This window comes from Acidobacteriota bacterium (genome assembly GCA_028874215.1).
In the GTDB taxonomy this organism is placed as follows: Bacteria; Acidobacteriota; UBA6911; order RPQK01; family JAJDTT01; genus JAJDTT01.
In genome coordinates, this window is sequence record JAPPLF010000024.1 from 45,023 (window position 1) to 56,691 (window position 11,669).

Consider the following 11,669-nt stretch of genomic DNA (forward strand, 5'->3'; position numbering starts at 1 on the left):
TTGCGTTTGTGGGCGCTGTCCGACCTGCACCTTTCCCATCCGGAAAACCGGCGAGCGCTGGGAAGTCTTCCGGCCTTTCCCGGCGACTGGCTGATCCTGGCGGGGGACGTGACCCACGGAGCGCGGCGGCTCGACTGGTGCTTTCGGCGTCTGACTCACAAGTTCCGGCAGATCGTCTGGGTTCCCGGAAACCACGAACTCTGGACCCTTCCAAACGCGCTTCCCCGGCTTGGCGGCGTCGCGCTCTACGACCGGATGGTCCGGATTGCCCGCCGCCACGGAGTTCTCACCCCGGAAGATCCTTACCCGGTGGTTGAACTTGGGGACGGTCCGGTTCTCATCGCGCCGCTGTTCCTGCTCTACGACTACAGCTTTCGGCCCCCGCACATCCGCCGCGACCAGGTGGTTCGGTGGGCCCGGGAAACCGGCTCCGCCTGCGCCGACGAAATGATGCTGCGTCCGGACCCGTATCCGGATCGGGAGTCGTGGTGCGCCGCCCGCTGCGAGGACGCCGCCTCCCGGCTTGCGGCGTATCCTGCGAATCTTCGCAAGGTCCTGATCAATCACTTTCCGCTTGAAGAAGAGCACGCCGTGCTGCCGCGGGTGCCCCGATTCACTCCCTGGTGCGGAACCCGCCGGACCCGGGGTTGGCACCGCCGTTTCAACGCCTGCGCCGTGGTGTACGGCCATCTCCACATCCGGGGCACACAGTGGCTTGACGGCGTGCCATTCCGGGAGGTGTCCCTGGGGTATCCGCGGCAGTGGAACCGGCGCCGGGGAATCGGCGCCTACCTGCGGGAGGTGACCCTGGCTCCCCGGAAAGCGGCCGTCCCATGACCGCCTCCGGCGCCTGGTGGACTCCGTGGCGCGAGGACCAAGGGTCCGTCATCCTTCACGTCGACCTCCAGCCCGATGCCGATCGCGAAGCACGGGCCTTCGCGGTGCTCGACGAAGGCGAGCAGGCGCGGTGGAACCGGTTCGTGGTCACGGGCGCCCGGCGCCAGTATGCGCTCTGCCGGGCGGCGCTCCGGATCAACCTCTGCCATCGGCTGGGGTGTTCCAACCGGGAACTGTCCTTCGGCTATCTCGAGCACGGCAAGCCGTTCGCGAAGGTGAACGGGGTGGCGTCGGAGTCCAACTTCAATGTGAGCCACAGCGGACGGCACGGATTGATCGGGTTCGCGAATCGGGAAGGACTCGGGGTGGATCTGGAGGTGCGCACACCCGGCAGGGATTTCGACGGGATCGGGGGCAGGGTCTACAGTCCCCGGGAACGACTCGCGCTGTCCGCGGCCGCCGGGCGCGGGAAGGCGGATCTTTTCTACCGGCTCTGGAGCCTGAAGGAGGCGCTGATCAAGGCCTTGGGAACCGGATTCTCGCTGAGTCCATCCCGTTTCGAGGTGCCGCGCACGATGATCGAGGGCGAGCGGTCGGCGGTGTTTCGCTTCCCGCACCTTCCGTCCGAACCGTTCTGGCTGGAGGATCTGGGCGAACCCCGTTTTGCCGCCGCCTGCGCCTACCGGCTGATGGGCTGAGAGATTCTCAGGTAGGCGAAGAAATCCCGGAGTTCCTGGTCGCTCAGTCCTTCCAGCAGCCGGGCGGGCATGAAGCTGCGTCCCATGGGTTCGATGGACTCGACCTGCCGGCGCTCGACTCGAATGTCCTCTCCCGACATTCCCCGCAAGACGACGACCTGCGTGTCCTGGTCGGTCAGGAAGCCGCTCAAGGTTCGTCCTTCCCGGGTGACCAGCGTCACGTACTCGAAGCCCTCGCGAATCTCCGCGTCGGGATCGACGATGCCGATGAGCAGCGCCCCCAGGTCGCCCCGCTGGTAAGCGGTCAAATCGGGTCCACTGTCGCCCCCCTTGTGAAACAGCTTGTGGCAGGAGCCGCACCGCCGCGAGTAGGCGGCCTCGCCGGCGTACGGATTCCCGGTCCCGTCCGCCAGAATCGACCGGAGTCCGGCGATCCGTCGCCGGAAGTCCTCCCGGCCCAGGTCCTCCCCGCCGCCCAGGTGTTCCCGGGCCAGGCCGGCGATCTCCCGGTCCCGATCCCGTCTCAGCCGCTCGGCGACGCCGTCCGGCACCAGCTCCGGCGCCAACCCGCCCCCGGAGACGGCCTGGATCAACTGCCGCGTCCAGACCGGCCGGCTCAGCATCAGGTCGAAGAAGGCCGGTCTGGCTTCCTCCGGGTATTGCGAGAACCGCGCCAGCGCCTGGTTGCCGATCTCAGGATCGTTGAAGGACGAGAGGGCCGCCAGCGCCGCCCGCTGGAGCGGCGGCTCGGGTGCGGTCGCGACCCGGATCAGCGGCTCGACACTGTCTTCGGACCTCACCTCGCCCAGCGTCCGGGCCACCGCCGTCCGTTCCTCGAGGGGGGCTTCAGGATTCAGGAGCAGCTCGACTGCGGCCCGGGACGCATCGGCGGCCCCCAACCGAACCCGCAGCTCCAGGGAGGAACGGCCGCTTGCCACCAGACCCCGGACCAGGCGGTCCGGCAAGCCGCCGATCCGCCGGCCGGCGTAGGCCAGCTCGAACCCTTTGAGCAACGAGTCTTCTTCCTCTCCATCTGCCGCCAGTTCCAGCAGCCGCGCGCAGTCTTCCAGGTCGCCGCTCTTCCCCTTCAGGGCCAGGGCCCGCATCACCCGTTCCAGAATGTGCCGTCTCACCATCGGCTGGCGGCGGAACTCCGAACTTTCGAACAGCTCCAGGACGGCTTCCCGCTGGGGATCCAGATTGGTTTCCAGGACCCACCACGTGAGCAGCGGCAGGTACGGGTCGTCGACGTCCTCGCCGTGCCGCAGCAGGGCCGTCACGAGGGGAAGGGCCTGATCCACGGGCAGCCGCCGGGCCGACGCGGCCATCTGGGACCGCACCTCGGCGTCCCTCTCGCCGGCTGCGCCCTCCAGGATGGCCTGGAAGAGCCGGCGGGGAACCCGCGTGGGTCCATCCTTCAATTCCCCCAGGCTGTCGGCGAGACCCACGGTGGTGCGCCGATTGGCGAAGCCCACGTCGTCGCAGATCAGGCGGACGGCCCAGTAGCGGACCATGGGGTGTCCGTGCCGCAGTGCGGCCAGGGCCGTCGCCTGATCCAAGCCGAAGGCCTGGTACAGGGCCCAGAGCGCGGAGAGCGACTGGAGGTCCGAGCCGCTTCCCACCAGTTGCCGCAACCGGACGGCCGAGCCGGGGTCCTTGCGCTCGCCCAGCAGCCGGACGGCGGTGTGCCGGTGCCAGCGGTTGGGGTGGCCCAGCAGCTCCAACAGTCGATCGGTGGACTTGGCCTGCAGGTTCAGGTCCCGCTCCAGCGGTTCCCGCTTGCCCCGGAGCCGGAAGATCCGCCCCGTGCCGGGATCGATCTGGCTCTGGTAGTGCTGACCATGGGCGATGTAGTGGTTGTAAAAGTCGGCGATCAGGATCGAGCCTTCGGGTGCATTGCCGATGAACACCGGGCGGAAGGCGAAGTCCCCGGAGGTCAGCACCTTGTCCAGATCGCTGGTCCTGAAGGTGGCGCCGTTGCGAATCCGCCGGCTGGCCACGACGAAGTTGTGAAGCGGGTCCACGCTGAAGAGCGAGTCCTGGTACTTGCCGGGAATGGCCGTGGCCTCCACCACGGCGCCGAAGTGGGTGAAACGGCGGATGTCCTGTTCGCTGACCATCTTGGGCAGGTCCCCGAAGCTGAAGGGATTGCGGGGCGGACCGAACTTGTTGGGGGTCGTGCCCTGCATCAGGTGCATGCCGCCCTGCAGGAAGTGCCAGCCTCGGGTCTGGCCGCCGTTGTGTCCGGTGAAGAGCCGGCCGTCGCCGTCCACCTCCAGCCCGAAGTTGTTGCCGCCGCCCTGGGAGAAGAGTTCGAAGCGCCGGGTCTCGGGGTGATAGCGCCAGACCATGCAACCCTGGTAGTAGACCGCGGGAGCGTCCGGCGCGTCGATTCCGGGACGGGTCACGTGGCAGGCCGTGGTGCTGCCCTGGGTTCCATAGAGCCACCCGTCCATTCCCCAGACCAGTCCGTTGGCGATGGCGTGGGTGTCCTCCAGGCCGAATCCCTGGAGATGGACCTCCGGCGGCCCGTCGGGGACGTCGTCGAAGTCCCGGTCGGGATAGAAGAGCAGGTACGGGGTGTGCATCACCCACACTCCGCCGCGGCCGCGCAGGGCCGCGTTGGCCATGTTCAAGCCGTCCCGGAAGACCTTGTGGCGGTCGTACCTGCCGTCGCCGGTGGTGTCCTCGTGAATGGAGATCACGTCGCGCCCGCGGTCGTGGAGCGGAGGCGCCGGGGGCACCTTGTCGTAGTGCGAGCGGTAGTAGCGGTCCCGGCTGATCATCTCGAGTCCCGCGGGAAACGGATACTGCCGGAACTGGGAGACCCAGAGGCGCCCGCGGGAATCGAAGCTGAAGTGGGTCGGCTGCGCCACCAGCGGTTCCGCCAGCATCAGGTCCACCACGAGATCGTCCGCCGCCTTCATCGTTCGAAACGATTCCAGCGGCGGAAGCTTTTGGCCGGGGACGAACCGGTCCGCCTCCGCCAGCACCCGGTTGGACTCGCGAAACCGGTCGAAGGCCGAGCCTTCGGGCCGCCGGTCGAGCACGCCGCCGAAGTCGGCGCCCGCATCGCCGGGTTGGAACTCCCAAGGACCCGCGAAGACGCATTCCAGAAAGTAGTTCATGAGGAAGGGAGCTTCGCCCAGAAAGCCGCCTTCGCCGCCGGGGGAGTAGACCCGGACCGCGAGCTGGTTCCAGGCCTCGGGCACCAGGCTGCCGGACGGGACCTTGTGCTGGTGATTGCCCTTCCGTCCGTCCTCGAATCCGGGGGGAAAGCTTCCGCCGCCGCCGATGCGTTTTCCGTTGACGTAGACCTCGTGCGCGCCGGCCAGGCCCCGGACGTTGAAGATCACCGATTCGCCCCACAGGTCCCGGTCGTGCTTGGCGAAGAACCGTTGGGGCGGTTTGAACCAGGTGCGGTACCAGCCGAAGCCCTTGAAGCCGTGCGTTCCCGGGACCGGCAACGTGACCCAGCCGGCGGAACCGGATTGAGCCAGGAAGGAAAACAGGACGGCGATCCATCCCACGGTGAATTTCGTCATGATGGCCAACCCCCCGGCTTCACCGCTCGAAACCGCCCTGGTCCAAATGGACGACCTGTCCGGTCCTGGCGGACTCTTCGGCCGCCAGGCAGGCGCGAACCGCCTCCAGAGACTCCTGGGGCGTGATCACCTCGATCGGGGTATCGTCGATGATGCTGCGGACGAAGTAGTTCAACTCTTCCCGCAGGGCTCCGGTGCAGGCCCCGTGAATATCCGGCCAATAGGTGGTGTCCGGACAGCGGACCCCCTCCCCGTCGACGATGGTCAGGTTGGGATGGGTGTCATGGACCTGAATCGATCCTTCGGTGCCGATGACCTCCATCCGCTCGTCGATCTGGAAAGGGGTCTTCTCCGGCAGGCACCAGACGTCTTCGATCACTCCGGTGGCTCCATTGTCGAACCGGTACATGGCGTGTCCCGCGTCGGGGTACCTGTGCCCGTGGACCGCCACCGTCTGGCCATAGGCGCTGACGATCCGGGCGCCGGTGAACCAGAGCATGAGGTCGGTGTCGTGAACGCCGTCTCCGATGATGGGGCCGATCTTGTCCAGCACCTGGGACCCGATCCAGGCCGGGAGGTTGCGCCGGGCGTAGAGCGCCACGATCCTTCCCAGCCGGCCTTCGTCCACCGCCTGCTTGGCCGCGGCGTAGCGGGGATTGAAGCGGCAGATGTGACCCACCATGAACTTGCCCGGCGAAGCCGCCGCCGCGTCCACGATGGCTTGGCAGTCTTCCACGGTGGATGCCATGGGCTTCTCCAGAAAGACGTGCTTTCCGGCCTCCAGCGCCGCCAGGGTGGGGTCCCGATGCTGGTCCCACATGGTGGTGATGCTGACGCTGTCCAGCCCCGGATCGGCCAGCATCTCGCGATAGTCGGTGTAGGTCCTCCGGACCTGGAAGCGTTCGGCGACCTGGGCCAGCCGTTCCGGGGTCCGGGTGCACAGGGCATGGATCTCGACGCCCGGGTTGCCGGTGAGCGCTTCCAGGTGCTTCTCTCCGAACCAGCCCAGCCCGATGACTCCGTATCTCGTCTTGTCCATGTTCCTGCTCCCGGAAGGATACGCCGGGTACCGCCTGGCGCCGGACGAAGCGGGGGGGGATCTTCGGATCTCCCCGGATATAGTGTTGTGGCAGAATAGGTTGGCGCGTCACGGCGAGTCAAGCCGGCCCCCCGGCGCGAAGGGAGCGACAGCGTGCGCATCGGTCTCATCTCGGCGGCCACCTATCGCTACGGGAAGGAACCCCGAAGGCCCGGCTCCCATCACGGGACCGCCTTCGCCTCCACCTTCAACGGGTTCGACGAATCGGAAGTCCGCAAGTACGACTGGACCTTCGTCCGGTCCCGGAAACGGATCAAGGGCGCCCGGGTGGTCAAGGTGTGGGACCAGGAGCGGGTCTGGGCCCGACGTCTGGCCGCCGCCTGCAACATTCCCACCGTCTGCCGGACGCCGGAAGCATGCGCCGCCGGCGTCGACCTGGCGATCCTCGTCGACGACGGGTCGGGCGAGCATTCCAGGTATGCGATCCATCCCTTGAGAACTGGAATCCCCACGTTCTGCGACAAACCGCTGGCCATGAGCGCCCGCGGCGCCAAAGCGGTGGCGGACGTGGCTCGCGAGACCGGGACTCCGTTCATGTCGGCCAGTTCTCTGAGGTTCGTTCCGGATATCCTGCGGCTGAGAGCGCAACTGCCGGAACTGGGCCCCGTCTATCTGGCCCAGGCCGTCTGCGCCAACGAACTGATCTACTACGGCATCCACGCCCTTTCCATGATCTATGCCGTGCTGGGAGGGGGCGCCGTTTCGGCCGTGAACGTGGGCCAGCCCGGCCTGAACGTGGTCCGGATCCGGTTCGCCGACCACCGCGACGTGGTGTTGATGGTGGGGGAGCGGCAGTGGATGCGTTCCGGGTATCAGATCAGCCTCTTCGGCAAGAAGGGTTGGCGCACGGTGAAGCCCGATCTGAGCGACCTCTACTGGCACCTGCTGAATGCGGTCCTGGAATACGTCCGGACCGGTGAGGAATCGGTGCCCATCGAGGAGGAAGTCGAAGTCATCGCGGCGCTGGAAGCGGGAAAGCGCTCACTGGGCCGACAGGAAGAGGTCACGCTGGAGAGCCTGTTCTCCTGATTGGGCGATGCGGCCCGTCCTCAATTCAGATCGTCGAACTCGGTGGCGCCCCCTTCAAACTGCATGTACTCGATCACGACCCCGTCCTCCTCGAAGAAGGCGACGCTGAGGCCGGGCATGGGGGTGAAGGGCTCCAGGAGCAGATCCTTGCCTTCGAGCGCCGTCTTGAGTTCTTCGACGCGATAGGCCACGTGAGCCTTTTCCCGCAAGGGGCCGGTGACGGGCGAGTCGGCCTCGTAACGGAGATACTCGACGCGGAACGGATGATCGGCCGGATCGGTCACCCAGACCTTGGTTTCTTCCACATAGGTTTCGTCAGGCTGGGGATCTTCGGTGGGAAGCCCGATGTGGTGGAACGCCCGGAACATCCGCCCATCCCGGTTCGAATCCTCTTGCTCAACGGCAACGGGCTCCGGCGTCCCGGGAGGCGCTTTGCAAGCGGCCAGGATCAGCAGGCAGACCGTGATGACGGGCAACTTCAGGGAACGTCGTGCCGACATGGAACTTGACGGTATTATCTCTCCAACTTGCAGAGGAGGGAAGCGGTTGGCCGGAAATCAACGTGCCGGCCAGCGCAGGTGCCGGTGGAGGAACTCGAAGGTGCCTTTGCCGTGGATCTCGTGGCCTCCGTCGAAGTACTCGATCCGGGTCCGGTCCCCGATTCCCAGATTCACATAGAGGCGGCGCACTTTGGCGTATTCAAAGGCCACCCACTCGTCCTCCCCCACGCCGTCTCGATGCCCCCGCTCCACCATGAAGGGCCGGGGTGCGATCAGGCCGGCGATCTCGGCGTAATTGAACTTCTCGCCGAAATCGAACTCGCTGTGCTCATGCTGCTTGGTCAACATGAAGCTGTAGGGGAGATCGATGCTCACATGTTTCCAGACCTCCTCATTGAAGTCGCCGGAACAGATGGAAAGCGCATAGTTCTCCAGCACCGCCGGGATCAGCATGGCCGACTTGCCGCCGTAGGAGAGCCCGTAGAAACCGATGCGATCGGCGTCGACGAAGGGGAGCGTGGCGAGCCACTCCAAGACCCGCTGGTGTTGGCGCACCATGGGGGCGAAGAAGGTCAGCTTGAGAGGATTCGCCTTCCGTTGCAATGCGCGGTACTTCTCCTCGCCGATGTAGAGGTTCTGAGGGGCGTAGACGACGAACCCCCGGTCCGCCAGCTTTGCGCCGAAGGCATGGTAGGGCGCCTCGTCTTTCGCCGGGTCGCAGACGTCCTGCGGTCTCCCGGCCCGGCCATGCTGGGCGACCACGACGGGGCGCCGTTCTCCCGGTTTCAGATCCCCGGGCACCAGGATCACGCCGTAGCTGAAGACGCCGGGCCAAGTGTCGAGCACCACCTCGTAACCCTTCCAGAGGTCCGTTTCGTAGATCTGGCGCGTCCGCGGATTGGGCTTGACGCTGGCCGGGGGAAGCCATCCGATGATTTCATGCCACAGGTGCGCCCGGTATTGGCGCGAGGTTCGAGCCCATCGGTCCAGGGACGAGGCGTCCGCCCCGGACCAGAACTGTCGGCGCCGAAAGGAACCGAGTCTCATCAGTTGCTGGCAATGCTCCACCAACTGCCGGTACTGGCGCTCCATCCGCGTCGCGGGGTCGAAATCGGCACGCCGATCCCGCAGTGGCTCCGTCCGGGTGATCTCACCGGGAAGGGTGAGTCCGCCGTCCAGGGCTGAGAGCAGTTCCTCAAGTGCTTCGGGGGAGAACGGGGGGCCCTTTCCGGAGCCGCTGACGACCAGCCGGAGGCGGTCCGGAAAGCCGAGCCGTTTGAAATGCTCGCGGGCCCGCCGGAACTCGGCCCGGACACCGTCCAGGGGCGGAGTCTCCAGCTTGCCGGACGACGCGTCCATGCGGCCGTTTCGAGGCGGCGGAGGGCCGGGAACCTCCGGACCGCGGGAGGCCTCCACCGTCAGTGCGCGGGGCGCGATCAGGCTCGCGATCTCGGCGTCCCCGAATTCCTGGAGCAGGCCCCAGACGTTGCGGTAGACGGGCTCCTGCCAGACGCGCTCCCGCGGTTGGAAGTAGCCGCTCACCAAAGTGGCCCGCGCCCTTGGATCCAATGCGGCGGCATAGAGGGCGACCAGGCCGCCCTCCCCGTGGCCGGCGATCCCCAGAGGAGTGTCGAAGCCCGCCGCGCCGGACACGTTGCGGGCGAAGTAGTCCAGGGCCGCCAGGACCTTCTGTACCTCGTAACCGAGCAGATGGCGCCCCATGAAGTAGGCCTGCCGGTAGATGAATTCCCGGTGCGTCTGGTTGCTCATCCGGACCCTGGGGTTTCCCGACCAGGTGTTCCTGCGGTCGATCAGCACCGGCACCAGGACCCGGCAACCCGCCTCCGCCAGAATCCGGGCGGCCTGAAGCCGGGGCGGGGTCTGCGGGTCCAGGCCCGCCAACATCTCGGGTGTCCAGTCGGCGTCGGGGATGACCACGACCTGGGCGCTGGCTTTCCCGGCAGGCTCCAACAGCAACCCTTCCGCGTCCACGCCGTCCAAGACCGGCCAGCGGACGGCGTACACTCGGAGTCGCCTGTTCTCGGCCACCAGGGACGGACTCGTGAGAGTCGCCACGAGCTCCAGGTCCCGCACCGGAAGTCTGTCGTCCACCGCGCCGATGCGGCGTCGAAATCGATTCCGGTTCCGCTCGATCGATTCCAGGTACGCCTGGGGGGAGGAGTAGTCCCGGCTCCAGAATCTCTCTCTTGACTTCGGCGACTCGGAAATCTGCCGCAACAGGAACCGGTCGACCGCCTCCACGAGTTGAAGGGACAGGTCCCCATCCATGCGCAGGGGACGGGTCCCGGGCAGTCGGCTGTCGCGTCCCGCTGCAAGGCTCACCGACAGAAACGCGGCGGCCAGAATCAGGCAAACCACCCGGATCACCCTCAGCCTCCCTTCCGAGTCCACCCTCTCATCTCCGGACCTTCACTCCGTCTTTTCCCTCACCGGCACCCGTTCCGTCAACCGCCACCGATTCCGGTCCACCTGGAGACCGCGGTGACCGGCGTAGCGGTCGTAGACCCGGTGCATCTCCTTGATATTGTCAAAGTAGCCGACGATGTAAGCGGCGCCGAAGGACTCTCCGGCCCGGACCGGCTTGCCGCCCAGTTCCTGGATCATGCAGACATAGCCCCGCTGGTGGCACCAGGCCTCGTACACGGTGTCCGGGTCCAGGGTCATGCCGGCGAGCCACGGTCCCTTCCGCCCCGTGTCCGGATCCCTCAACCGATAGGCTCGAATGAACCTGGGCGGGAGTTCGTTCCGGTCTGCACGATAGTTGAAGCGCCCGTCGGGGCCGAAATCGGTGAGGAACCGGTCCGCCGGAATCTTGCCGAAGTAGCTCAGATAGACCTCGCTGAAGACGTCACCCTCCCGGTGCTTGATGTGGCCGGGCATGTCGATGCGGAGCAACAAGGAGTCGCTGTCGTTGACCGTGTCGATCCGGTCGCTGGACACGAAATAGCGTTTGCCTGCCGGAAACACGATGGTCTGGGTCCACTTCGATCCCGGCTGCTTTCCCGGCGCCGCCACGGTGTACGTGAAGTCCATGGTGACCGCCACGAAGTCCGGCCCTTCGACCAGCCGGGGCGAGAGGCGCCGCGCCCGGGTGCAGATCTGGGGACCCTCCACGATCCGCTTGGGGCGCAATCCATGGATGAGAGGGTCATCCAGGTAGCGCAACTCCTCGGGGAGCCGGCGACCATGGGATTCGGCGCGGCCCGGCTCCAGCAGGAAGTCGGCGATATGGAGACCGTGTCCGGCGTCGCGAAAGCCTGTCTTCCGGTCCAGGAACGAGCCTCCGGCGACGCCGCTGACGTAGCCCTGCTTCCGGATCCGGGCCTCCAGGGCCGGTCCCGAGATGACGATTTCCTCTCCGCTCTCGGCGATGCTGAAGCCGCTGTCCGGGGACTCCGCCTCCGGAGCCAGGGCGCAACCGGCCAACCACCCCATGGCCAGCAGCACCGTACCCGGACGGCGTGGTTCTCGCCGCTTGCCGGCATCGCGTCCGGACATCACTCTCTTCATTCCACGACCCAGGTTTCCATCAAGACTACCTGTCGAGGCCGTCCGCTCCAAGCCGGGAGCCGGGTCCCTGGAAATGGGGACAGTCTGGATCTCACGGGGGTCCCTGGAAATGGGGACAGTCCCGATCTCGGGGGGAATGGGGACAGTCCGGAAATGGGGGAGACTCACGGGGGAATGGGGACAGTCTGGATCTGGGGGAAACTCAAACAGGGACAGTCTGGAGTTGGGAAATGGGGACAGTCTGGATCTCACGGAATGGGGACAGTCCCGATCTCGTGGAAATGGGGACAGTCCGGAAAAGTGGAAAGGGAAATGGGGACAGTCTGGATCTCGGGAAATTGGATCTCAGTGGAAATGGGGACAGTCCCGATCTCGGGGGGAATGGGGACAGTCTGGATCTGGGGGAAACTCAAACAGGGACAGTCTGGAG

General features: G+C 66.3%; 8 protein-coding genes. 3 read left to right on the forward strand and 5 right to left on the reverse strand.

Annotation, left to right across the window (positions count from 1 at the left end; genetic code table 11):
• Both OXT71_04560 and OXT71_04565 read left to right on the forward strand, forming a co-directional pair.
• Positions 1–837 carry a metallophosphoesterase gene (locus OXT71_04560; GenBank protein ID MDE2925653.1) on the forward strand — a complete coding sequence of 279 codons (837 nt, stop codon included), beginning with the start codon at positions 1–3 and terminating at the stop codon, positions 835–837.
• Positions 834–1,535: a 4'-phosphopantetheinyl transferase superfamily protein gene (locus OXT71_04565; protein MDE2925654.1), complete on the forward strand. Its 702-nt coding sequence runs from the start codon at positions 834–836 to the stop codon at positions 1,533–1,535. Before OXT71_04560 ends, OXT71_04565 begins: the two co-directional genes overlap by 4 nt.
• On the opposite strand, the gene OXT71_04570 is transcribed toward OXT71_04565, so the two are convergent.
• Together OXT71_04570 and OXT71_04575 are read right to left on the reverse strand one after the other, a co-directional pair.
• Entirely contained in the window at positions 1,517–5,080 is a 3,564-nt protein-coding gene (locus OXT71_04570; GenBank protein ID MDE2925655.1) for a dehydrogenase, read from the reverse strand. The two genes, OXT71_04565 and OXT71_04570, sit on opposite strands and share 19 nt — an antisense overlap.
• A 19-nt stretch (positions 5,081–5,099) precedes the next feature.
• Entirely contained in the window at positions 5,100–6,119 is a 1,020-nt protein-coding gene (locus OXT71_04575) for a Gfo/Idh/MocA family oxidoreductase (GenBank protein MDE2925656.1), read from the reverse strand.
• Between the two features lie 153 nt (positions 6,120–6,272).
• On the opposite strand from OXT71_04575, the gene OXT71_04580 reads away from it, so the two are divergent.
• Complete coding sequence (locus tag OXT71_04580) at positions 6,273–7,208, forward strand: Gfo/Idh/MocA family oxidoreductase (protein MDE2925657.1); 936 nt, start codon at positions 6,273–6,275, stop codon at positions 7,206–7,208.
• Positions 7,209–7,228: 20 nt separating this feature from the next.
• Here OXT71_04580 and OXT71_04585 read toward each other — a convergent pair whose 3' ends face one another.
• Genes OXT71_04585 through OXT71_04595 form a run of 3 tightly spaced genes read right to left on the reverse strand, consistent with a single transcriptional unit; the run spans position 7,229 to position 11,239 of the window.
• Positions 7,229–7,708, reverse strand: coding sequence for a hypothetical protein (locus OXT71_04585; GenBank protein MDE2925658.1), 480 nt, complete (start codon positions 7,706–7,708; stop codon positions 7,229–7,231).
• A 57-nt stretch (positions 7,709–7,765) separates the two neighbouring features.
• Positions 7,766–10,096, reverse strand: a complete 2,331-nt coding sequence (locus tag OXT71_04590) for a hypothetical protein (GenBank protein ID MDE2925659.1) — start codon at positions 10,094–10,096, stop codon at positions 7,766–7,768.
• A gap of 42 nt (positions 10,097–10,138) precedes the next feature.
• Complete coding sequence (locus OXT71_04595) at positions 10,139–11,239, reverse strand: hypothetical protein (GenBank protein ID MDE2925660.1); 1,101 nt, start codon at positions 11,237–11,239, stop codon at positions 10,139–10,141.
• Between the last annotated feature and the right edge of the window lie 430 nt (positions 11,240–11,669).

Bases quoted from the DNA above. Each gene is read 5' to 3' on its own strand.
- OXT71_04595 (MDE2925660.1), bottom strand. From the start codon at position 11,239: ATGAAGAGAGTGATGTCCGGACGCGATGCCGGCAAGCGGCGAGAACCA.
- OXT71_04570 (MDE2925655.1), bottom strand. From the start codon at position 5,080: ATGACGAAATTCACCGTGGGATGGATCGCCGTCCTGTTTTCCTTCCTG.
- OXT71_04575 (MDE2925656.1), bottom strand. From the start codon at position 6,119: ATGGACAAGACGAGATACGGAGTCATCGGGCTGGGCTGGTTCGGAGAG.
- OXT71_04565 (MDE2925654.1), top strand. From the start codon at position 834: ATGACCGCCTCCGGCGCCTGGTGGACTCCGTGGCGCGAGGACCAAGGG.
- OXT71_04585 (MDE2925658.1), bottom strand. From the start codon at position 7,708: ATGTCGGCACGACGTTCCCTGAAGTTGCCCGTCATCACGGTCTGCCTG.